The organism is Rhodococcus sp. BP-349 (assembly GCF_019835845.1).
GTDB lineage: Bacteria > Actinomycetota > Actinomycetes > Mycobacteriales > Mycobacteriaceae > Rhodococcoides.
The window spans coordinates 1,243,365-1,264,974 of record NZ_JABUDR010000002.1 but is presented as its reverse complement, the minus strand read 5'-3'; the positions used below and the strand labels follow the sequence as shown (position 1 = coordinate 1,264,974).

Annotated in this window: 21 protein-coding genes; 6 read left to right on the top strand and 15 right to left on the bottom strand. The window is 68.9% G+C overall.

From position 1 onward, the window contains the following. Positions 1–25: 25 nt before the first annotated feature. The 6 genes from mmsB to HQ325_RS16170 all read right to left on the bottom strand — a co-directional run bounded on the left by mmsB (position 26) and on the right by HQ325_RS16170 (position 8,338). Positions 26–919, bottom strand: coding sequence for a 3-hydroxyisobutyrate dehydrogenase (gene mmsB / locus HQ325_RS16195; protein ID WP_222630889.1), 894 nt, complete (start codon positions 917–919; stop codon positions 26–28). Beyond that, the gene (locus HQ325_RS16190) at positions 916–2,025 is read right to left on the bottom strand and encodes an enoyl-CoA hydratase/isomerase family protein (protein ID WP_222630887.1); all 1,110 of its coding nucleotides are present in this window, start codon (positions 2,023–2,025) and stop codon (positions 916–918) included. Before HQ325_RS16190 ends, mmsB begins: the two co-directional genes overlap by 4 nt. After that, the gene (locus HQ325_RS16185) at positions 2,022–3,161 is read right to left on the bottom strand and encodes an acyl-CoA dehydrogenase family protein (RefSeq protein ID WP_222631153.1); all 1,140 of its coding nucleotides are present in this window, start codon (positions 3,159–3,161) and stop codon (positions 2,022–2,024) included. The genes HQ325_RS16190 and HQ325_RS16185 overlap by 4 nt, the downstream gene beginning before the upstream one ends. 11 nt (positions 3,162–3,172) lie before the next feature. Then, a complete protein-coding gene (locus HQ325_RS16180; protein WP_222630885.1) occupies positions 3,173–4,681 on the bottom strand; it encodes a CoA-acylating methylmalonate-semialdehyde dehydrogenase in 1,509 nt (502 codons plus the stop codon). 64 nt (positions 4,682–4,745) lie between these two features. Next, on the bottom strand, positions 4,746–5,507 hold the full coding sequence (locus tag HQ325_RS16175; protein WP_222630883.1) for an SWIM zinc finger family protein: 762 nt from the start codon (positions 5,505–5,507) through the stop codon (positions 4,746–4,748). Next, positions 5,507–8,338 carry a DEAD/DEAH box helicase gene (locus HQ325_RS16170; protein WP_222630881.1) on the bottom strand — a complete coding sequence of 944 codons (2,832 nt, stop codon included), beginning with the start codon at positions 8,336–8,338 and terminating at the stop codon, positions 5,507–5,509. The genes HQ325_RS16175 and HQ325_RS16170 overlap by 1 nt, the downstream gene beginning before the upstream one ends. Positions 8,339–8,471: 133 nt before the next feature. On the opposite strand from HQ325_RS16170, the gene HQ325_RS16165 reads away from it, so the two are divergent. Beyond that, entirely contained in the window at positions 8,472–9,137 is a 666-nt protein-coding gene (locus HQ325_RS16165) for an HNH endonuclease family protein (protein ID WP_222631151.1), read from the top strand. Positions 9,138–9,183: 46 nt separating this feature from the next. After that, entirely contained in the window at positions 9,184–10,002 is an 819-nt protein-coding gene (locus HQ325_RS16160) for a shikimate 5-dehydrogenase (RefSeq protein ID WP_222630879.1), read from the top strand. An 18-nt stretch (positions 10,003–10,020) separates the two neighbouring features. On the opposite strand, the gene HQ325_RS16155 is transcribed toward HQ325_RS16160, so the two are convergent. The 4 genes from HQ325_RS16155 to HQ325_RS16140 are packed head-to-tail and all read right to left on the bottom strand — an operon-like array spanning position 10,021 to position 14,035. Further along, positions 10,021–10,824 (bottom strand): SDR family oxidoreductase, encoded by an 804-nt coding sequence (locus HQ325_RS16155; protein ID WP_222630877.1) that lies wholly within the window; start codon positions 10,822–10,824, stop codon positions 10,021–10,023. Between the two features lie 31 nt (positions 10,825–10,855). Next, entirely contained in the window at positions 10,856–11,635 is a 780-nt protein-coding gene (gene nagB / locus HQ325_RS16150; RefSeq protein ID WP_222630875.1) for a glucosamine-6-phosphate deaminase, read from the bottom strand. Further along, positions 11,616–12,797 carry an amidohydrolase family protein gene (locus tag HQ325_RS16145; RefSeq protein WP_308014366.1) on the bottom strand — a complete coding sequence of 394 codons (1,182 nt, stop codon included), beginning with the start codon at positions 12,795–12,797 and terminating at the stop codon, positions 11,616–11,618. Before HQ325_RS16145 ends, nagB begins: the two co-directional genes overlap by 20 nt. Further along, positions 12,794–14,035 (bottom strand): PTS transporter subunit EIIC, encoded by a 1,242-nt coding sequence (locus HQ325_RS16140; protein ID WP_374107226.1) that lies wholly within the window; start codon positions 14,033–14,035, stop codon positions 12,794–12,796. The genes HQ325_RS16145 and HQ325_RS16140 overlap by 4 nt, the downstream gene beginning before the upstream one ends. A 272-nt stretch (positions 14,036–14,307) precedes the next feature. On the opposite strand from HQ325_RS16140, the gene HQ325_RS16135 reads away from it, so the two are divergent. Then, positions 14,308–14,538, top strand: coding sequence for a glucose PTS transporter subunit EIIB (locus HQ325_RS16135; protein ID WP_027507251.1), 231 nt, complete (start codon positions 14,308–14,310; stop codon positions 14,536–14,538). After that, a complete protein-coding gene (locus HQ325_RS16130) occupies positions 14,535–14,993 on the top strand; it encodes a PTS glucose transporter subunit IIA (protein WP_222630873.1) in 459 nt (152 codons plus the stop codon). The genes HQ325_RS16135 and HQ325_RS16130 overlap by 4 nt, the downstream gene beginning before the upstream one ends. A gap of 10 nt (positions 14,994–15,003) precedes the next feature. Here HQ325_RS16130 and HQ325_RS16125 read toward each other — a convergent pair whose 3' ends face one another. Both HQ325_RS16125 and HQ325_RS16120 read right to left on the bottom strand, forming a co-directional pair. Further along, positions 15,004–15,849 carry an SDR family NAD(P)-dependent oxidoreductase gene (locus HQ325_RS16125; protein WP_222630871.1) on the bottom strand — a complete coding sequence of 282 codons (846 nt, stop codon included), beginning with the start codon at positions 15,847–15,849 and terminating at the stop codon, positions 15,004–15,006. A gap of 59 nt (positions 15,850–15,908) precedes the next feature. After that, positions 15,909–16,652: a GntR family transcriptional regulator gene (locus HQ325_RS16120; protein WP_056448583.1), complete on the bottom strand. Its 744-nt coding sequence runs from the start codon at positions 16,650–16,652 to the stop codon at positions 15,909–15,911. A 158-nt stretch (positions 16,653–16,810) separates the two neighbouring features. On the opposite strand from HQ325_RS16120, the gene HQ325_RS16115 reads away from it, so the two are divergent. Beyond that, on the top strand, positions 16,811–17,251 hold the full coding sequence (locus HQ325_RS16115; RefSeq protein WP_222630869.1) for a thioesterase family protein: 441 nt from the start codon (positions 16,811–16,813) through the stop codon (positions 17,249–17,251). Then, a complete protein-coding gene (locus HQ325_RS16110; protein ID WP_222630867.1) occupies positions 17,248–18,423 on the top strand; it encodes a benzoate/H(+) symporter BenE family transporter in 1,176 nt (391 codons plus the stop codon). The genes HQ325_RS16115 and HQ325_RS16110 overlap by 4 nt, the downstream gene beginning before the upstream one ends. Positions 18,424–18,493: 70 nt before the next feature. Here the strand turns inward: HQ325_RS16110 and HQ325_RS16105 are convergent, their stop codons facing one another. Genes HQ325_RS16105 through HQ325_RS16095 form a run of 3 tightly spaced genes read right to left on the bottom strand, consistent with a single transcriptional unit; the run spans position 18,494 to position 21,589 of the window. After that, entirely contained in the window at positions 18,494–19,495 is a 1,002-nt protein-coding gene (locus HQ325_RS16105; protein WP_222631147.1) for a phosphotransferase family protein, read from the bottom strand. Positions 19,496–19,542: 47 nt separating this feature from the next. Next, the gene (locus HQ325_RS16100; protein ID WP_222630865.1) at positions 19,543–20,760 is read right to left on the bottom strand and encodes an acyl-CoA dehydrogenase family protein; all 1,218 of its coding nucleotides are present in this window, start codon (positions 20,758–20,760) and stop codon (positions 19,543–19,545) included. A 1-nt stretch (position 20,761) separates the two neighbouring features. Continuing rightward, positions 20,762–21,589: an SDR family oxidoreductase gene (locus HQ325_RS16095; RefSeq protein ID WP_222631145.1), complete on the bottom strand. Its 828-nt coding sequence runs from the start codon at positions 21,587–21,589 to the stop codon at positions 20,762–20,764. Positions 21,590–21,610 lie beyond the last annotated feature (21 nt).

The following is a 21,610-nucleotide window of genomic DNA, read 5'->3' as shown; positions in this document are numbered from 1 at the left end:
TCCGACTTCGGCGTCTCGACGTCGCTCACTCGGTACCGCCCGAACGCTCACGGATGTCCTGGACGATGCCGGAGAAGTCCTTGTCGCCGTGCTCGGCGGCGTACGCCTCGTACATCGCCGAGGCCAGCATGCCCAGCTGCGCCTCGACACCGTTGGCGCGCACAGCCTCCGACACGAGACCCAGATCCTTGCGCATCAACGCGGCGGCGAATCCCGGCGTGTAGTCGTTGTTCGCGGGACTCGTCGGCACCGGACCGGGGACCGGGCAGTTGGTGGTCAACGCCCAGCACTGTCCCGATGCCGTGCTGGCGACGTCGAACAGTGCCTGATTGGTGAGTCCCAGCTTCTCCCCGAGCACGAAAGCCTCGCTGACGGCGATCATGGAGACCCCGAGAATCATGTTGTTGCACAGCTTGGCCGCCTGGCCGTTGCCGCTCTGTCCGCAGTGCACGATCTTGCGGCCCATGATCTCGAGCAGCGTATTCGCCTCGGCGACAGCTGCATCGTCGCCGCCGACCATGAACGTCAAGGTGCCGGCGGTGGCCCCACCGACGCCACCCGAGACGGGAGCGTCGACGGCCCGATGGCCCGCGGCCCGCGCGACGTCGGCCGCCGTTCGGGCATCGGCCACGTCGATGGTCGAGGAGTCGATGAACAGCGTGCCGGTGCCGGCAGCGGGGACGACATCGGCGTAACAGTCGAGGACGTGCTTGCCACTGGGCAGCATCGTCACCACCACCGAGGCACCCGCCACGGCGGCGGCGGCCGACTCCGCGACCGTGATGCCCTTCTCCCGGGCCTGGTCGAGCGAGGCGGGAACGAGGTCGAAGCCTCGAACGTCGTGGCCGGCCGCGGCAAGGTTGGCCGCCATCGGCCCGCCCATGTGCCCCAGCCCCAGGAAGGCGATCACGGTGCTCACGATTGTGGTCCTTTCGAGACGGAGTCCGCCGCAGCGGACGTCAGACCCAACTCGGCGTCGCCGAGCGGTGCGAAGAATCGATCGACGTCGGAGATGGTGACGTCGTCGAGATGGGCGGGCATCCAGCGTGGTTGCCGATCCTTGTCCACCACCTGTGCGCGGATGCCCTCCACGAGGTCGGGGCTGTCCAGGCACGCGACGGACACGCGGTACTCGTCGTCGAGGACTTCGTCCAGGGACGACGCCGCGGCCGCGCGGCGCAGCGATCGGAGCGTGACCGCCACCGACGTGGGGGATTTCGCCTCGATCGCGTCGGCGGCCGCGACGGCCTCGTCGCGGCCGTCCGCACGGAGCCTCGCGACGATGCTCGCAGCGTCGTCGCCCGTGTACGCCGCGTCGATCCACTCACGCTGCGCCGCCAGAGCCGACTCGGGAACGGGCGAGACGAGCGACAGCGCGGTGTCGACGGTGCCCGTGTGCAGGGCCTCGACGAACGCCGGCAGGTCGTCGGTGGGCACGTAGTGGTCGGCGAATCCGGCAGCGACGGCGTCGCCCGCCGTCATGCGCGCGGTGGTCAGCGCGAGGTGGGTGCCGATCTCACCGGGCGTCCGGGCGAGGAGGTACGTCCCGCCGACGTCCGGGACGAAGCCGATCCCGACCTCGGGCATCGCGATCTTCGACTTCTCCGTCACGATGCGGACCGTCGCGTGGGCGGAGATGCCCACGCCGCCCCCCATGACCGCACCGTCCATGAGAGCGACGATCGGCTTGCCGTACCGGTTGATCCGCGAGTTCATGACGTACTCGTCCCGCCAGAACTGCGCGGTGGCGGAACCCGTCGGCCAGTTCTCCCCGGCCTTCGCCTTCGCGTCGTCGTGGATCGCGACGATGTCGCCGCCCGCACACAGACCGCGTTCACCGTTGCCGGTGATCAGCACGGCGTGCACCGACGGGTCGTCCTCCCACCGCACGAGCGCCGCGTCGATGTCGCGCACCATCGCGTGGCTGAGCGCGTTGATCGCGCGCGGCCGGTTCAGGGTGACGGTGGCGACACCGCGGTCGACCGTCAGCAGGACGTCGGAATTCTCCGTGGCGGTGTCGCTCACGCGGCACCCACCACCGATCGAGCGATGACGATACGCATGACCTCGTTCGTTCCTTCCAGGATCTGGTGCACTCGGAGATCGCGGACGATCTTCTCCAGACCGTACTCACTGAGATAGCCGTAGCCACCGAGCAACTGGAGCGCGTCGTTGGCCACGGTGAAGCCCACGTCGGTGGTGAACTTCTTCGCCATCGCACACAGCTGCACCTTGTCGGGAGCATCGGCGTCCAGAGCACTCGCGGCACGCAGGAGCAGTACCCGGGCCGCCTCGAGATCTGTCCGCATGTCGGCCAACCGGAACTGCAGCGCCTGCGCGTCGAGCAGCCGTGATCCGAAGGCGCGACGGTCGGCGAGGTAGGACACCGCGGCGTCGAAGGCCGCCGTGGCGCCGCCCAGCGAGCAGGCCGCGATGTTGATGCGACCACCGTTGAGACCGTTCATCGCGATGCGGAACCCGTTGCCCTCGCCGCCGAGGAGATTCTCGGCCGGCACCGTGACGTCCTCCAGGATCACCTGGCGGGTGGGCTGCGCGTTCCACCCCATCTTCGCCTCGTTGGCACCGAACGACAGCCCCTGCGTGTCCTTGTCGACGACGAACGCGGAGATGCCGGACGGGCCGGGCCCGCCGGTGCGTGCCATGACGACGTAGACGGCGGACTCGCCGGCGCCCGAGATGAACTGCTTCACGCCGTTCAGGACGTAGGAGTCCCCGTCGCGCACCGCCTTGGTCGACAGTGCGGCTGCGTCCGATCCGGCGCCCGGTTCGGTGAGGCAGTAGCTGCCCAGGGTCTCCATCGAGCACAGAGCCGGAAGCCACTGTCGCCGTTGATCGTCGGAGCCGTACGTGTCGATCATCCACGCGACCATGTTGTGGATCGACAGGTACGCGGCGATCGACGGATCACCCGCGGCGAGCTTCTCGAAGATCCGCACGGCGTCGACGCGGCGCAGCCCGGAGCCGCCGACGTCCTCGGCGACGTAGATCCCGCCCATACCGAGAGCGGCGGCCTTACGCAGGACGTCGACCGGGAAGTGCTTGGTCCGGTCCCATTCCACGGCGTTCGGAGCGAGGAACTCCGCGGCGAAATCCGCTGCCGTCTCGCTGATCGCGCGCTCGTCCTCGTCGAGCGCGAAGATGTCCGCCACCGTCAGTCCATCGTCGGGATGACGAAGTGGTTCTGCGCCACAGCTTCCTTGCGGCCGCTGGGCCACCGCTGGGTGACCGTCTTGGTCTTGGTGTAGAACCGCACCGAATCCGGGCCGTGCTGATTGAGGTCGCCGAATCCGGACCGCTTCCAGCCGCCGAAGGTGTGGTACGCGATCGGCACCGGGATGGGAACGTTGACGCCGACCATGCCGACGTTCACCCGCGCGGTGAAGTCGCGCGCCGTGTCACCGTCGCGCGTGAAGATCGCCACGCCGTTGCCGTACTCGTGAGCCGACGGCAGGCGCAGAGCCTCCTCGTAGTCGGCGGCACGCACGATCTGCAGCACCGGTCCGAAGATCTCCTCCTTGTAGATGCGCATGTCCGTCGTCACCTTGTCGAACAGCGTTGCGCCGGTGAAGAACCCGTTCTCGTGGCCGGCGAGGGAGAAGCCGCGGCCGTCGACCACCAGGTCCGCACCCTCGTCGACACCGATCTGCACGTAGTCCGTGACGCGCTGGACGGCCTCGGCCGTGATGAGCGGTCCGAAGTCGCTGCCCGCGTCGTCGCTGCGTCCGACGCTGAGCTTCTCGACGCGCTCGACCAGCTTGGCGCGCAGGGCCTCTGCGGTCTCCTCGCCGACGGGCACGGCCACGGAGATGGCCATGCAGCGCTCACCCGCACTGCCGTAGCCGGCGCCGATCAGTGCATCGGCCACCTCGTCGAGGTCGGCGTCGGGCATGACGATGGCGTGGTTCTTCGCTCCGCCGAAGCACTGGGCGCGCTTACCGTGCGCCGCCGCCGTCTCGTAGATGTACTGGGCGATGGGCGTGGAGCCGACGAAGCCCACCGCGCTGACGCGGGGGTCGGTCAGGATCGCGTCGACTGCTTCCTTGTCACCGTTGACGACGTTGAAGATTCCGGGAGGGCCACCGGCCTCGAGGAAGAGTTCGGCCAACCGCAGCGGCACGGAGGGATCCCGCTCGGACGGCTTGAGGATGAACGCGTTGCCGCAGGCGATGGCGGGCGCGGCCTTCCACAGCGGGATCATCGCCGGGAAGTTGAACGGGGTGATACCGGAGACGACACCGAGAGGCTGACGCATCGAGTACACGTCGATACCCGTTCCGGCACTCGCCGTGAACTCACCCTTGAGCAGATGCGGGATGCCGGTGGCGAACTCGACGACCTCGAGTCCGCGCTGGATGTCGCCCTTGGCGTCGGCCACGGTCTTGCCGTGCTCGGACGAGAGCAGCTGGGCGAGCGGCTTCATGTTCTCGTTGATCAGGGCCAGGAAGCGCATCAGGACGCGGGCACGCTTCTGTGGGTTCTGCAGCGCCCACTCGACCTGCGCCTCCTCGGCGTTCGCCACGGCCGCCTCGACCTCCGCCGTACTGGCGAGCGGAACGCGGGCCTGCACCTCGCCGGTGTTCGGGTCGAAGACGTCGGCGAAACGGCCCGACTCCCCCGCCACGTGCTGTCCACCGATGTAGTGCGTCAGTTCTCGGGTCACGGATCCACCTTCGTCGTCGTTGAGTGAGGTGATCCTATAGTCGGACGTCCATGTATGTCCAGGATCACGCCCCGCCCATCCGCCGATAGAGCGCATCGAGCTCCGCTATCGCGGACCGCACCCCGCGCTCGTCGACGTCCGCAGTCCGCAACGCGATGCGCAGCAACGACGCCTCGAGATCGTCCGACGCCGGCGAGAACAGCGGGTCCGGCAGCGCGGGCAGCGTCGTCGCGTCACCGAAGTGATCGTCCGGATCGACCGTCGCCTCCGCGTCCTCGACGAACCCGACCAGCGCATCGAGGTCGACTCCGCGCAGCGCGAGCAGGCGCGTCGGGTCCTCGTCGATCCGCTCCGCGGCAAGATACGTCAGCGCCGCGGCGTGCTTGCAGGGCCACCCGCTGTCAGGGCAGGTGCAGTCGAAATCGAGCTGCGACGCACTCGACAACAGCAGCCGCGGCCCCAGCGCCCGCGGAACCGAGCCGGAGGCGAGCTCGGTCAACATGCCGGGCGACTCCTGCACGTCGGACATCAGCGCGTCCATGTCGAACGGATCCAGGACAGCGATGCTCACGGACGCCGAGAACGGCTCCACCTGACTGCCCTGGACGTCGCCGTCGATCCGCCCCGGTCGGAGTTCGAGAGAGATCACCTGCCCGCCGCGGGCGTACGTCCGTCCGCGCGAGAGCCGCCCGGCGTCGGCGATCGACTCGATGGTCTCCACGAACTGCTTGCCCCACCACGTGCGACCGAAGGCGCCCCGAGAGGTCTTCGCCGCGATGCCGTCCGGGATTCGCCGCCGGGGGCCGAACTGGTCGAACTGCGCCATCAGTCGCCCACCGCGTCCTCGGAGAGCGTGAGCAGATCGCGCAACTCCCCCGTCGACAACTCCGTGATCCAGCTCTCGCCGGAGCCCACCGCGAGATCGGCCAGATCCTTCTTGGTGGTGAGCATGGTGTCTATGCGTTCCTCCACGGTGCCGACGCACAACAGCTTGCGCACCTGGACGTCCTTGCGCTGGCCGATGCGGAACGCACGATCCGTCGCCTGGTTCTCCACCGCCGGATTCCACCACCGGTCCAGGTGCACCACGTGATTGGCGGCCGTCAGGTTGAGCCCGGTGCCGCCCGCCTTGAGCGAGAGCAGCATGATCGGCGGTCCGCCCGCGGACTGGAACTCCTCGACCATCGCGTCCCGTCGGCCCTTGCTCACGCCACCGTGCAGGAATGGGACGGGAACGCCGAACCGGCGTTCGAGGTACGGCGCCACCATCGAGCCGAACGCCGTGAACTGCGTGAACAACAATGCTTTCTCGCCGTCGCCGAGGACCGAGTCGAGAATGTCGTCCACGAGCGCGAGCTTGCCGGAGCGGTGCTTGCCACGACGCAACACCGTCGACCCGTCGTCGAGGAAGTGCGCCGGGTGATTGCAGACCTGCTTGAGCCGGGTCAGCGCGCCGAGCACCGCACCCTTGCGCGCCATGCCCTCGCTCTCGGCGATCTGCCGCATCATCTCGTCGACCACTGCCTGGTACAGGCTCGCCTGCTCGGCGGTGAGGTTCGAGCGCACGGTCATCTCGAACTTGTCGGGCAGATCCGCGATGACCGTCTTGTCGGTCTTCACCCGTCGCAGAACGAACGGTGAGGTGAGAGAACGCAACCGGGCCACGGCGGTCTCCTCCTTCTCGCGTTCGATCGGGATCGCGAAGCGCGCCCGGAACGTGGCGGGGGTGCCCAGGATGCCGGGGTTGCAGAAGTCGAAGATGGACCGCAGCTCGTCCAGCCGGTTCTCCACGGGCGTGCCCGTCAGCGCGATCCGGTGTGCCGCGGGAATCGCCCGCGCCGCGCGGGCCTGCGCCGTGCTGCTGTTCTTGACGTGCTGGGCCTCGTCGAGCACCACCCGTCGCCACGTCTGCGCAGACAGTTCGCCCACGTCGCGGGCCAGCAGCGCGTACGTCGTGACCACCAGATCGTGTGCGCGCACCGCAGCCGTCAGGTCGTCCCCCGTCGCGCGATCCGGCCCGTGGTGCACCAGCACGCGCAGGGTCGGCACGAACTTCGCCGCTTCGCGCTGCCAGTTGCCCACCACCGACATGGGCGCGACGAGCAACGTCGGTGTCGCCGATCGCTCGTGCGCCAGGAGAACCAGCAGCTGCAGCGTCTTCCCCAACCCCATGTCGTCGGCCAGCACCGCCCCGAGGCCGGCCGAACTCATGAAGGCGAGCCACTCGACACCGCGCTGCTGATACGGCCGCAGCGTCGCGTGCACCGAGTCGGGCACCTCCACCGGTTCCGGCCGGCGATCCGGGTCGAGCAGCTTCTGCGCCCAGCCCGTGGCCTCGATCCGCTCGACGGGGATCGGAGGCGGCCTCTCGGCGGACAACTGCCCCAGCACCGCGGCGAGCGGCAGGGCGCGGTCCCGGTTCTGTTTCTTCACGTACTCGATCGCGCGACTCAGGGCGGTTCCGTCGGCCTGCACCCAGGTGCCGCGCAGTCGCACCAGGTCGCCCTTCGTCGACGCGAGCCGGGCCATCTCCGCCGGCGTCAGTTCCATGTCGCCGATGGCCAGTTGCCAGTCGTACGAGACGATCTCGTCCAACCCCACCGCCCGGTTCTCCGCTGTGGGCGACGGCGGCGAGTCGACCTTCAGCCGCAACGACGCGTCGAGTCGACTCCACGCCCGCGGAAGCAACACCCCGACCGAGACGGCACGCAGCTTCTCGACCCCGTGCAGCACGAAGTCGGTCACCGCCGCCGTGGGCAGCAGCATGTCGAGCGAGCCGGTGTCCGTCGCCATCGAGCGCAGCGGCTCGTACGCGGCCATCGCCTCGCCGAGCTTCGCCACCGCGACCCGGAACAGTTCCGCGTCGCGCACACCCGGCGCCCCGCCGCGGTGCACCACCACCGGCATCGGCGCCTCGCCGTCCGGACGCAGCAACACCTCGAGCGGCCACAACGGCTCCCCGGTCTCCTCGTCGTCGTCCGGTTCGGTGAGCCGCAGGACCAGCTCGGGTTCGTCACCGCGCAGGCTCGCCCGCCACTGCTCCAGTGCCGCCTCGGAGCGAGCGGATCCCTCCTCGTACGGCTCCTCCTCGACGAGGGACCACAGGAGCGGGTGCTCCACTCCGGGACGTCCGATGACGCGGCGCACGATCGGATCCGTCACCTCGGCGAGCAGGTCGTCGAGTACGGCGCGCGCACCGCCCTCCGCACTCTGTACCGGCGGCATCGCGGCCGCCAGTTCCGCGCGCCAGGCGCGCTGGGGTTCCCCACCGACCAGTCGCCACCGCAGCCACCACTGCGACTCGAACCGCACCTGCACCGGGACCACCCGCGCGGCACGGACCCACCGTTCGACACCGGCGACGACCACCGCGAGGTAGCGCAGGTCGCCGGAGATCGCAGGGTGGCGGGGTGGAACGCGCAACAACAGCTCCGCGGCATCCGCCGGCGCCAGCGCGATCGACGGCATCGACACCGCCACGTGTCCGCGCGGCGTCGGCAGGGAGACGTCGACACGGTGCCGCATCCGTCGGGACATCACCTTGGCCAGGTGAGCCGGGAGCTCCAGCGTGACGGCCGAGTGGCGGTCGGCGCTCGGGGCGTCGTCGTCCTCCCACAACATCAGGCCTCGACCGGGAGTCCAGAGGCCGTGGAGCATGGTGCCATCCAATCACTGCGAGGCCTGTGCAGAACGTCCCGCATCCTGTCGGACCCACCCGGCATACTCGCTCCTCGTGACCTTCTCCTCGACCCGGCCGACGCGGCGTCTCGCGTCCGCGCTCGTCGCCGCGATGGTCCTGGCCGTCCTCACCGGCTGCTCGACGCTGCTGGGCGCGCCCAGTCCCGCACCGGGCAGTCCGCCCGCGACGACGATCGAGGCACTGCTCGCGCAGGTCGCCGTCGTGGACTCCCGGCCCGACGTGCCGGGGTACGAGCGCAGCTGCAAGGCCGCGGACGGATGCGTGTTCGGTCCCGCCTGGACCGACGACTACGACGGCCCGGGCGGACACGACGGTTGCGGCACCCGCGACAACGTGCTGCAGCTCGCGCTCACCGACGTGCAGTTCCGGCCGGGAACCAACGACTGCGTCGTCGTGGCGGGATCGTTGAACGATCCGTTCACGGGATCGGTGCTGCCGTTCAGCAAGCAGAGCGCGGGCGACGTGCAGATCGACCACACCTACCCGCTGGCGGCGGCGTGGGACATGGGCGCCTGGCAGTGGCCGCTCGATCAGCGCATCCGTTTCGCCAACGACATCACGTACAACCTCATGGCCGTCTCGGGTCCGGAGAACCAGTCGAAGAGCGACAAGACCCCCTCGGACTGGATGCCTCCGAACGGCGCCTACCACTGCTACTACGCGGGGCGGTTCCTCACGGTGGCCGTCCGGTACGGGCTTCCCGTCACGGTGGCCGACCGGGACGTGCTCACCACGGTGTCGAACTCCTGCCCCTGACTCCGTCCGAACCCGAGCCGTCGCCGGAACCGTTACGCTGCCCGTCATGTCGCGCGTGTTCACCAAAGACACCCAGCTCTGCATGTCGCTGTCGGGGCGGCCCAGCAACATCGGGACCCGGTTCCACAACTACCTCTACGACGAGCTGGATCTGAACTTCGTCTACAAGGCGTTCACCACCACCGACCTCCCCGCGGCCGTCGCCGGAATCCGTGCGCTCGGAATTCGCGGCTGCGGAGTGTCCATGCCGTTCAAGGAGGCGTGCATCGAGCACGTCGACGTCATGCACGACTCGGCGTCCGCGATCGACTCGGTGAACACCATCGTCAACGAGGACGGCGTGCTGCACGCCTACAACACGGACTACCAGGCCGTCGCGGACCTCGTCCGGGACGCCGGCTTCGACCCGTCGTGGTCGGTCGCGGTCACGGGCAGTGGCGGCATGGCCAAGGCCGTCGTCGCCGCGCTGCGGGACACGGGCTTCACCACGGGAACTGTCGTGGCGCGCAACGCGAGAACCGGACCGGCTCTCGCGGAGAAGTACGGCTACGGCTGGTCGGCCACCGCCGACGACGTCTCGGCCGACGTCCTCGTCAACGTGACACCCGTCGGAATGGCCGGCGGCCCGGACTCCGACGCGCTGCCGTTCGCCACCGAGCAGATCACCGCCGCTCGCGCCGTCGTCGACGTGGTCGCGGTGCCGTCCGAGACACCGCTGATCGTCGCGGCGCGCGCCGCCGGCAAGCCCGTGATCACCGGTGCGCAGGTGGTGGCACTGCAGGCCGCGGAGCAGTTCGCGCTGTACACCGGCGTGCGCCTGCGCACCGAGCAGATCCAGCGGGCCTCGGAGTTCAGTCGGCGCTGAGGTCGTTCGCCCAGCCGTCTACTTCCGGAACATTCTGGCGGTGACCTCGAGGGCGGCGCGGCGTGGGAGCAACCGCACACCGGCCGACTGCAGCTTGTTGTTCACTCCGGACACCACCGAGGCCGGGGGCCGCTTGGCCGCGAGCGCCGCGAACGTCGTGTCCATGACCTGTTCCGACGTCTGCATCTTCCCGAACGCGGCGTCCTTGCTGCCGAGCACCTCGAAGAACTCGGTCTCGGTGGGACCCGGCGAGACCGCCATGACGGTGACACCGGTCCCGCGAGTCTCGACGGCCAGCGCCTCGGTGAAGCTGAGCACGAACGCCTTGCTCGCCGCGTAGACGGCCATTCCCGGGAGCGGTTGGTACGCAGCCGTGCTCGCGAGCGTGACCAGCACACCCGCGCCGTGCTCGATCATGCCCGGCAGGAACGCACGCGAGAGATCGACGACAGCAGCGATGTTCACGGCGATCTCGTTGCCGAGCGTCACCGGATCCTCCTCGACGAACGGCTGGTGCGTCCCGAATCCCGCATTGTTGATCAGCGAGTGCACCGTGATGCCGCGGTGACCGAGAGTCGCCTTCAGCGCCGATCCCGCACCGGGCACGGCGAGGTCCGCGGCGATCGGGGTGGCGGTGACACCGTGCCGGGAGGAGATCTCCGCCGCCAACTCCTCGAGGCGATCGAGTCGCCGCGCGACGAGAACGACGTCGCACCCGAGGGACGCGAAGCGTCGTGCGAAATCGGCACCCAGGCCCGAGCTCGCGCCGGTGACGAGGACGGTGGATCCGCGGAGACGCGTACGCAGTGTCGACAAGGTCATCCGCTCACTGTAGGGACCGGACGTCCGACGATCAGAAGTGCTGCCATGTGGGTTTCTCCGACAACGCGTACCGGTAGTAGTCACTCGACCCCAGCACCGAGGCCGCGCCCTCGTCGACGACCACGGTCACGTGCGGATGCATCTGGATCACCGACGCCGGACAGGACGCGGCCAGCGGCCCCTCCACCGACGCGGCGAGAGCCTCCGCCTTCCCCTCGCCGAGTGCGACGAGGACCAGATGGCGGGCCTCGAGAATCGTGCCCAGACCCTGGGTCACCACGTGATGCGGTACCTCGTCGGCGGAGTCGAAGAAGCGTGCGTTGTCCTCCCGCGTGCGGCGCGTGAGGGTCTTGACCCGCGTGCGGGAGACGAGCGACGACCCCGGTTCGTTGAAGCCGATGTGGCCGTCGGACCCGATGCCCAACAGTTGCACGTCCACACCGCCCGACGCGGCGATCGCGGCGTCGTAGCGAGCGCACTCGGCCGCGACGTCCGCCGCCTCGCCGTTCGGACCGTCGATGGCATCCGGGTCGATGTCGATGTCCGCAGCGAACTCCGTGGCGATCACAGAACGGTACGACTGCGGGTGGGCGGCCGGCAGACCCACGTACTCGTCGAGGAGGAACGCCCGGCAGGACGCGAACGACAACGCCTCCTCGCGATGCCGCCGACCGAGCTCCCGGTACGTCCCCAACGGGGTGGACCCCGTCGCCACGCCCAGCACCGCGGCGCCCTGCCGAACCCTGCGTTCGACGATGTCCGCCACGGTGTGGTGCACCGCCGCTGCGTCGTCACGGATGACGATCTCCATCCGGCACACCCACTTCCACTCGTCCGCGCCTCACGACGCTCGTCACGGTCAGATCGGCATCGGTGATCACGATGTCCGCGCGCATCCCGGCCGCCAGGCGCCCCACCGTGTCCTGCAGGCCGAGGAACCGAGCCGGTGTGGTCGCCCCCATGCGCACCGCCGACACCAGGTCGACTCCCGACTCGGTCACCGCCCGTCGCACGATGTCGAGCACTGTCGACGTTCCGCCCGCGATGGCTCCCGGCGCATCGCCGTCCTGTGTCAGGCGCGCCACCCCGTCCGCGACCGTCACGTCGAGCGAGCCCAATCGGTAAGGGCCGTCACTCATCCCGGCCGCGGCCATGGCGTCGGAGACGAACACGATGCCGTCGGGTCCGACGAGGTCGACCACCATGGCGACCGTCCAGGCATCGAGATGCACTCCGTCACCGATGAGTTCGAGCACCATCTCGCCGCGTCCCGCCGCTGCGAGACATGCGGCGACCGGTCCGGGCGCCCGATGATGCAGCGGCGGCATCCCGTTGAACAGATGGGTGGCGGTCACCGGCCCGGTCAGCCGCGCCAGCGCTGCCGTGACCGTGGCCGCATCGGCGTCGGTGTGGCCCACGCTCGGACGGATGTCGTTCTCGGCCATCACCCGAGCGAGGGCGTCCAGGTTCGCGGTCTCCGGTGCCAGCGTCATGGACCGCACGGCTCCCCCACCGGCCGCCACCACGGCCTCGAGGAGACGCGGATCGCCCGGGACGATCGCCGCGGGATCCTGTGCACCGCAACGGCTACGGGCGAGGAACGGCCCCTCGAGATGAACGCCCGCGATGTCGCCGCGGCGCCACAGCTCCGCCAGCAGTGTCGTCCTGTCGACGAGCACCTCGCGCGGGGCGGACACGAGGGAGGCGAGCATGGTCGTCGTCCCGCTGCGCACGTGATGCGCGACAGCGGCTTCGACGGCGTCGGCCGTGGCATCGGGAAAGCCTGCTCCCCCGCCGCCGTGACAGTGCACGTCCACCATGCCCGGCAGAATCGTCGACGACGACGGCGGGACGGCGATGTCCGTCCACTCGCGGGCCGGGCCCACCCTGACGATCCGATCGTCCTCGAACTCCACCACCCCGTCCTCGAGCACACCGTCCACCAGGACGACGCGGCCGCGGAGGAGGGTCACGCCGAGCCGTCGCCGGCCGGCTTGTCCGTCGGCGCGGCCGTGGCGTCCGTCGATGCGGTGGTGGCCGCCGGTGCGCCGGTGGTCACCGCCGCGTCGTCGAGGGTCACGTCGTCCTCACGTCCGGGCGTGCGCAGGTTCCACTTCTTGATGACGAAGCTGAACAGCACGTAGTAGATGACGGCGTAGACCAGGCCGATCGGGATGAGAAGCCATGCTTTGGTGGCGATTCCGTAGTTCAGCAGGTAGTCGATACCGCCCGCGGAGAAGAAGAAGCCGTCGTGGATGCCCAGTGCGTTGGTCAACGCCATCGAGGTACCGGTCAGCACGGCGTGCACGATGTAGAGCGGCCAGGCGACGAACATGAACGAGTACTCGAGCGGCTCGGTGATACCGGTGACGAAGGCCGTGAGACCGGTCGAGAGCATGATGCCGCCGACGAGCTTCTTCTGCGACGGCTTCGCGTTGCGGTAGATCGCGAAGGCAGCGGCGGGCAGCGCGAACATCATGATCGGGAAGAAGCCGGTCATGAACACTCCGGCGCTCGGGTCCCCGGCGAAGAAGCGGTTGAGGTCGCCTCGGACGATCTGGCCGCTCGCGTCCGTGTAGTCACCGACGAGGAACCACACGACCGAGTTGAGGATGTGGTGCAGGCCGGTCGGGATGAGCATGCGATTGGCGAAACCGTAGATACCGCTGCCCACGACGGAGTGATCGGCGACGGTGGTGCCCACCCAGTTCAGGGCGCTGTAGAACAGCGGATACACGAAGGACATCAGGACGCCGACGACGAGACCGGTGATCGCCGTCAGGATCGGGACGAGGCGTCGGCCGCTGAAGAAGCCCAGGTAGTCGGGCAGCTTCTGACGGTAGAAGCGTTGCCAGAGAACGGCGGAGAGCAGACCGATGATGATGCCGGCCAGCACGCCGTAGTCGATGACGGCAGGGTCGCCGTTCGCGTCGACCTCGCCGTCGAGCACCACCGGCGACATGGCCGTGAAGACGCCGTCGACCACCATGTAGCCGACCACCGCGGCCAACGCGGTGGAGCCGTCCGACTTCTTCGCCCAGCCGATCGCGATGCCGACTGCGAAGATGAGGGGAAGCCACGTGAAGACCGACTGCCCGGCGGCCGAGATGACCGACGCGGTGGTCTCGAGCGGGGCGAAGCGTCCGAGCAGATCGGGCTGGCCGATGCGGAGCAGGATGCCCGCGGCGGGGAGCACGGCGATGGGCAGCATGAGACTGCGCCCGAATCGCTGCAACCCGGCGAGTGCGCGGGAGTCCTTCTTCTCGGTGGGCGTCTGTGGTGCGGTGTTCCCGGTGGCAGTCGTGCCGGCCATGGCGACCTTCTTCTCGTGTGTGTTGTGGACCGGTTCCATCACGGGTACTGTCCGGTCATAACCAGTTGTAGTTTGACCAGGTGGCAGCCTGATGTCAAACAGAAAGTGTGAGTACGCCCACCTGCATCGCATCGCGCCGGGGGCGGGTCACCGAGCGGAAGGAGCACCGCATGTCCAAGGCGGACGCCATCGTCGCCGGGCTCGGAGGAGCCGGGAACATCGTCGAGATCGAAGCCTGCATCACGCGGCTCCGCACCGAGGTACGAGACGGAGCACTCGTGAACGAGGCCGCTCTCAAGGCCGCCGGAGCACACGGGGTCTTCCACAAGGGGACGGCCGTGCAGGTCATCGTCGGTCCCGAGGCGGACACCCTCGCCGAGGACATCGACGACATCCTGTGACCGACACCGCCGTGGGCAGCCCGCTCGCGGGCACCGTCATCGCACTGGCCGACGTCCCCGATCCGGTGTTCTCCTCGCAGATGGTCGGCGCCGGCGTGGCGGTCAGACCCGCTCCGACGACCGGAATGGTGGACGTCCACTCGCCCGTGTCCGGTCGCATCCTCAAGCTGCACCCTCATGCCTTCGTGGTTCTGACGGAGGACAGGAAGGGAGTGTTGGTGCACGTCGGCATCGACACCGTGACGATGAAGGGCGAGGGTTTCGAACTGGTCGCGGCCGAGAAGGACTCGGTGTCGGCGGGAGACGTCGTCGTGCGCTACGACCCGGCCGCCGTTGCCGCCGCCGGATTCGACGACGTGTGCCCCGTCGTCGTGATGGACTCGGCCGCGGACTCCATCGAGACGCCGTCGGTCGGGTCTTCCGTCGCTGCCGGCGAGCCGCTCTTCACCCTCTGACGCGCCGGGGTCAGGCCAGCCCGACCAGCTTCTCCGACTCGGTCCACAGCCCGTCGACCACGGCGGGATCGTCGACCTGCCCGTTCGTGCGACCGCGAGCCTTGTGGCGGCTGTAGTAGATCCCGGCGACCTCGGCGTCCGGCTTGTCGACAGCAAGCGACACCAACGGCTCGGCGCCCGACTCGGCACTGATCGAGGCCACGTACTTCAGCGGAGTCCGGTAGATCACCCGGAACAGGAGGTTGGCGTTGCCGAAGTTGCTGCGCACCGCTCCGGGATGGACGGCCACCGACGTGATACCGCGATCGGACCACCGCTCCGTGGCGCCGCGGGTGAAGCCGATGTTCATCAGCTTGCTGGTGCAGTAGGCGCGGAACTCGGCCGGCGAGGAACGGTCGTAGGCGATGTCCTGCAGATCGATTCGTCCACCGAGGTTGCCCACGGACGACGTGTTCACGATGCGACTGCCCGCCGGACCGCCGAGTCGGTCGAGCAGCAGATGCGTGAGCAGAAACGGCGACAGGTGGTTGATCTGGACGTTCGGCTCGTGCCCGTCGGCGGTGCGCTTCGACGGATCGAACGTTCCACCCGCGTTGTTCAACAGGACGTCGATGTGATCGACGGAATTTCGCAGTTCGTCTGCAACCCGTCGTACGTCGTCGAACGAAGCGAAGTCGGCTACGAACGCGCGACCACCGATCTCGGACGCTGCGGCGGCGGTCTTCTCCGGCGAGCGGCCCACGACGAGCACCTCCGCACCGCGTTCCGCCAGGGTGCGCGCGGCGATGCGCCCGATCCCGTCGCTCGCTCCCGTCACGACGATGGTGCGACCGGTGAGCGAACGGGGAGTGGGCACGGAGGAGCCTTTCGATCTGCGGATGGAACGCCTCGACCGAAGTGTACGAGCGGACGGCGTCAGCGACGCTGTGGCCGCCGCCCGCCCTGGACCTCCATCGTGAGCTGGTACCGATCGCAGCGGTACCAGCTCTCCGTGTGTTCGATCGGCCGGTCACCGCTGAACGACACCCGGTCGAAGTACAGCACCGGCGCCCCACGCTTAGTCCCCAGCAGCGTCGCGGTGTCGTTGTCGGCCGCCGTCGCGCTGACTGTCTGCTCGGCGCGGTCGATGGTCTGCCCGTAGTGGGAGGACACCGCGTCGTAGATGGACTTGCTCAGATCGAGATCGACCAGGCCCGGCAGCACGGCGGCGTCGTACCACCCGTCGTCGACGCTGACGGGCTCTCCGTCCGCCAGTCGCAGCCGCTTGATGTGGTACGCCTTGCCGCCCGCGGCGATGTCCAGCGCACGGATGGTGGCCACCGACGGATCCTCGAGCCGCGCGAAGAGAACGACCGTGGTGGGTTCGAGACCCTGCGCGCGCATCTCCTCCGAGAACGACGCCAGGTGGAGCCTCGACTGGACGGGTCGGCTGGCGACGAACGTGCCCTTGCCGCGCACCCGCACCAGGTGGCCCTCGTTGACGAGCTGACCGATGGCCTCGCGCACGGTGATCCGGCTGACCCCGTAGTCCTCCATGAGGCGCCGTTCGCTCGGCATCAGGTCGCCGGGCTGGAGTTCCTTGGTGCACCGGTGCAGCAGGATCGCGCGCAGCTGCTCGTGCTTGGGTACGGCACTGTCGCGAAGGTGGACGGGCATCACCACGGCGTGTACTCCCGAGAATCGGCGCGACCGGAGCGATCTGTGGCGCGAGCGGTACGGACTGGTCCCGTCCAACTTACTACCGTGGCTTCGCCCCGTGCGCCTTTTGCGCACCCTGGGATACGCGAAACGCGCACGGGGATGGAATCCTCACCCGCATGACCGAGAGCCCCGTCCCGTCCGCAGCCGACTGCCCCGTCCTGTGGCCCGTCGCCACCCGATGGGAGGACAACGACCACTACGGGCACGTCAACAACGTCACCTACTACTCGTACTTCGACACCGCGGTGAACGGGTGGCTCATGCAGAGCACCGGCCTCGACATCCGCACACTCCCGGCCATCGGCGTGGTGGCCGAGACGTCCTGCAGGTTCCTCAGCCAACTGAGCTTTCCCGACGACCTGCAGGTGGGTATCGCCGTCGAGAGGCTCGGCAACACCTCGATCGTGTACGCGCTGAGCATCTTCCGGGTGGACGGCGACGACCTGACCCCGGCTGCGGCGGGACGGTTCGTGCACGTCTACGTGGACGCCGAGACCCGCCGCCCCACACCGGTCCCCGCCGAGATCCGCGCGGTCGTCGAGGCACTCGGACAGTGACCGCCCCCGGCCGGGTGTCCCTCGCCGTGCCGATCGGCGCGGGTGTGGTCACGGCGCTCGTCGGCTTCACCAGTTCGTTCGCCGTGGTGCTCACGGGACTGCGTGCGGTGGGGGCGAGCGAGGCGCAGGCTGCGTCGGGACTGTTCGCCATGTCTCTCGTCATGGCCTTCGGGATCACCGGTCTGGCTCTGCGATACCGCATCCCGATCACGCTGGCCTGGTCCACGCCCGGTGCCGCGTTGCTCGCGGGTACCGGAGCGGTGGTCGGCGGATGGCCGGCGGCCGTGGGCGCGTTCGTGACCGTGGGCATCGCGATCGTGCTCACCGGAGTGTGGTCCGGCCTGGGTCGCGTCATCGCGGCCATCCCGGTGTCTCTGGCGCAGGCGATGCTCGCCGGCGTCATCCTGCCACTGTGTCTCGAACCCGTGCGGGCCCTCGCGGACAACCCCGCGGCGGTCGCCCCCGTCGTCGTCACGTGGGTCGTGCTGCTGCGCTTCTCCCCGCGCTGGGCGGTCCCGGCGGCCTTCGCCGTCGCCGCCGTGGTCATCGGCATCTCGCTCACGACGGGCGACACCGAGATCGGCGCCCGATCGTGGCTACCCAGCCTCGACCTCGTCGCACCCACCTGGACCTGGCAGGCGCTGATCGGCATCGCGCTGCCGCTCTACATCGTGACGATGGCGTCGCAGAACATCCCGGGAACGGCCGTCATGGCCTCTTTCGGCTACGCGGTACCGTGGCGAGCCTCGATGACCGTCACCGGTGTCGGTACGGCGATCACCGCACCCGCCGGTGTTCACGCTGTCAACCTCGCTGCCATCAGCGCAGCCCTCGCGGCCGCCCCGGACGCGCACCCGGACAAGGATCGTCGGTGGATCGCGGCGGTGGCTGCCGGGGCGTCGTATCTCGCCCTCGCGTTCGCCTCTGCGGCGCTGGCGACCCTCGTCGCCCTCGCGCCGGCCGGCATCGTGGAAACCGTTGCGGGACTGGCGTTGCTGGCAACTCTCGCGGCATCGCTGGCCGCAGCGTTGAGCATCGAGGCGGACCGGGTGCCGGCGGCCATCACGTTCGTGGTCGCCGCCTCGGGTGTGGCGATCGCGGGGATCGGCTCGGCCTTCTGGGCGCTCGTGCTCGGACTCGTCGTCCGACTGGGCCTCACCCGACGCGCCTGAGGACCAGCGCTCCTCGTGCGCCTTTCGCGTATCCAGGGGTACGCGAAAGGCGCACGGGGGCGGAGCCCACTTAGAGGATCCCGGCCTCCTCCGCCGTGGCGACGGCGCGACCGATGATGCCGTCCACCAGATCCGTCGTCGGCGAACCGTCGCGTGCCCGGTTGCGCTCGTCGTCGATGGCCCGGCGCATGACGCCCTCGGCGATGACGGACAGCTTCCACAGCGCGAGAGCGTGCCAGTACCCCACCGCGGAGATGTCGCGGCCGGTGGCGGCGGCGTAGAGCTCGACCAGCTCGTTCCTCGTCGGGAAGCCCGGCAACGTGGAGGACATGAACATGCCCGCGTTGTCGTCGTCGGCCTGCGACCAATAGGCCAGCAACGCACCGACATCCGCCAGAGGATCACCGAGCGTGCACAGCTCCCAGTCGACCACCGCGACAATCGCGTCGTCCACGCTGCCCTCACCGACTCCGCTGGTGATGATGTTGCTCAGATGGAAGTCGCCGTGCACCAGCGAGACCTCGGTCTGCTCCGGAGCCGAATTCGTGAGCGCGGTGGCCAGGCGTTCGATGTCCGGGACGTCCCGCGTCTTCGACTGCGCCCATTGCGACGACCATCGCTTCAATTGCCGTGCAGCGTAGGGCTTGTGACTCGCCAGGTCCGTGAGTCCGGTGCTGTCGAGATCGACCGCGTGGATCTTGCCGAGCGTGGCGGGCATGGCCTCACCGATCGTGCGACGACGTGCTTCCGACAGCGTCTCCGCGACGGTCGGGCTGTCGATCACCAGCCCGTCCACATGACTCATCAGAACCAGGGGCGCATCGGTGACCGCCGGATCGTCGGTCAGCGCGATAGTCGTCGGCACCGGAACGGCGGTGTGCTGCAGGGCCGACAGGATGCGGTACTCGCGAGCGACGTCGTGCGCCGACGCGAGCAGCGTGCCCAGTGGCGGGCGCCGCAGCACCCACCGACCGTCGGCAGTATCGGTGACGGCGAACGTGAGGTTGGACTGCCCGTTGCCGATGCGCTCGAAGGCCAGTGGCCCCGAGACCCCGATGTCGAGGCTCTCCATCCACGTCGTGACCGCGCCGTCGTCGAGGCCCGGTGTCGTTCCCGTCGTCACTTGTCGATCTTCCGGTAGGGCGCGAGCTCGGTGCGTGCGATGGTCCGCTTGTGCACCTCGTCCGGACCGTCGGCGAGACGCAGGGTCCGCAGGTGGGCGTACATGCTGGCGAGCGGGAAGTCGTCGGAGACACCGCCGCCGCCGTGGACCTGGATGGCGCGGTCCACGATCTTCAGGGCCATCGCGGGCGCGGCGACCTTGATGGCCGCGATCTCCACGCGCGCTTCCTTGTTGCTGAACTCGTCCATCATCCAGGCGGCCTTCAGCGTGAGCAGGCGCGCCATCTCGATGTCGATGCGGGCTTCGGCGATCCAGTCCTGGATGTTGGCCTGCGCCGCGATCGGCTTGCCGAACGCCACCCGCGACGACGCACGGTCACACATGAGTTCCAGTGCGCGCTCGGCCATGCCGATCGCCCGCATGCAGTGGTGGATACGGCCGGGACCCAGTCGCGCCTGGCCGATCATGAAGCCGGCACCCGGCCCGGCGAGCACGTCCTTGCCGGGGACGCGGACGTTCTCGAACAGGACCTCGGCGTGACCCTCGCGGTCCTGGTATCCGAACACCGGCAGGCCGCGCAGGACGGTGACGCCGGGCGCGTCGATCGGCACGACCATCATCGACTGCTGCTCGTACGTCGACGCCTCGGGCGCCGTCTTCCCCATGACGATCAGAACCTTGCAGTTCTGGTGCAGGGCGTTGGAAGTCCACCACTTCCGGCCGTTCAGGATCCAGTCCTCGCCGTCGGCCACCATGGACATCGCGATGTTGGTCGCGTCGGAGCTGGCGACATCGGGTTCGGTCATGGCGAAGGCCGAGCGGATGGTGCCCTCGAGCAACGGGGCGAGCCACTTCTCCTTGTGCTCGTCCGTGCCGAAGCGGGTGAACACCTCCATGTTGCCGGTGTCGGGTGCGGCGCAGTTGCAGGCCTCGGGCGCGATCGCGGGGCTGCGGCCCATGATCTCCGCGAGAGGCGCGTACTCGGCGTTGGTCAGACCGGGGCCGTAGGCGGGATCCGGGTGGAAGAGGTTCCACAGGCCGCGAGACTTCGCGTCGGCCTTGAGTTCCTCGAGAATCGACGGCTGGAAGTGCGGATCACCGGACTCCAGGATCTGCTGGGCGTAGACCGCCTCCGCCGGGTAGACCTTCTCGTCCATGAACGCCAGCAGGCGCTGCTGGTAGTCCTTGCACCGATCCGAGTACGCGAAATCCATGTCAGCGATCCTGTCCTGGCCGTGCGGCCGTCTCGAGTGAGGTCCGGTACCGACGCATCCCGGCGATCCACCGGTCGTAGTCGGCGCTCTTGTGCGAGTAGAACGTGAGCACCTCGGGGTGCGGGAGAACGAGGAACTTCTCGGTCTCCATCGCCTCGAGGACGATGCGAGCGACGTCCTCCGGTTCGAGGACGGTGCCGGCGCCGGTCACGGCGGACGCCGCCACCGAGGCACCCTCGGCGTCACTGTCGAAGCCCGAGTTCAGGAGCGCCGTGTTGACGCCCATCGGGCACAGGCAGCTCACCGCGATGCCTCTGTCGCCGTAGGTGACCGACAGCCACTCGGCGAAGCCGACGGCCGCGTGCTTGGACACCGAGTAGGTGGCCGATCCGATCTGGGTGAGCAGCCCAGCCGCGGACGCGGTGGACAGGAAGTAGCCGTGGGTGCCGCGCTCGATCCACCGCGGGATCACCACGCGCGCAGCGCGCACATGGGCGAGCACGTTGACCGACAGCGCGGTGTCCCAGGCGGCGTCCGTGCTGTCGAGCCCCATCCCTGCCGTCGTCCCGGCATTGGCGATGTAGATGTCGAGGGGCCCGAACGCGTCCTCGACCCGCTCGATCATCAGGGCGATCACCGCGTCGTCGGCGACATCGCCGCCGACAGCGATGCACCGCTCCCCGAGTCGCGCGGCGACCGCATCGGCGGCCGCAGCATCGAGATCGGCGACCAGGACCGAGTTCCCGGCCTCGACGAGTGCAGTGGCGAGGGCGGCGCCGATCCCGGCGCCACCTCCCGTGACGATGGCGACCTTGTCTGTGACCCGCATCATTCAGATAGTAGGCATGCG

Bases quoted from the DNA above. Each gene is read 5' to 3' on its own strand.
- HQ325_RS16175 (WP_222630883.1), bottom strand. From the start codon at position 5,507: ATGGCGCAGTTCGACCAGTTCGGCCCCCGGCGGCGAATCCCGGACGGC.
- HQ325_RS16170 (WP_222630881.1), bottom strand. From the start codon at position 8,338: ATGCTCCACGGCCTCTGGACTCCCGGTCGAGGCCTGATGTTGTGGGAG.
- HQ325_RS16165 (WP_222631151.1), top strand. From the start codon at position 8,472: ATGGTCCTGGCCGTCCTCACCGGCTGCTCGACGCTGCTGGGCGCGCCC.
- HQ325_RS16160 (WP_222630879.1), top strand. From the start codon at position 9,184: ATGTCGCGCGTGTTCACCAAAGACACCCAGCTCTGCATGTCGCTGTCG.
- HQ325_RS16155 (WP_222630877.1), bottom strand. From the start codon at position 10,824: ATGACCTTGTCGACACTGCGTACGCGTCTCCGCGGATCCACCGTCCTC.
- nagB (WP_222630875.1), bottom strand. From the start codon at position 11,635: ATGGAGATCGTCATCCGTGACGACGCAGCGGCGGTGCACCACACCGTG.
- HQ325_RS16140 (WP_374107226.1), bottom strand. From the start codon at position 14,035: ATGCTGCCCATCGCCGTGCTCCCCGCCGCGGGCATCCTGCTCCGCATC.
- HQ325_RS16135 (WP_027507251.1), top strand. From the start codon at position 14,308: ATGTCCAAGGCGGACGCCATCGTCGCCGGGCTCGGAGGAGCCGGGAAC.
- HQ325_RS16115 (WP_222630869.1), top strand. From the start codon at position 16,811: ATGACCGAGAGCCCCGTCCCGTCCGCAGCCGACTGCCCCGTCCTGTGG.
- HQ325_RS16105 (WP_222631147.1), bottom strand. From the start codon at position 19,495: ATGGAGAGCCTCGACATCGGGGTCTCGGGGCCACTGGCCTTCGAGCGC.
- HQ325_RS16100 (WP_222630865.1), bottom strand. From the start codon at position 20,760: ATGGATTTCGCGTACTCGGATCGGTGCAAGGACTACCAGCAGCGCCTG.
- HQ325_RS16095 (WP_222631145.1), bottom strand. From the start codon at position 21,589: ATGCGGGTCACAGACAAGGTCGCCATCGTCACGGGAGGTGGCGCCGGG.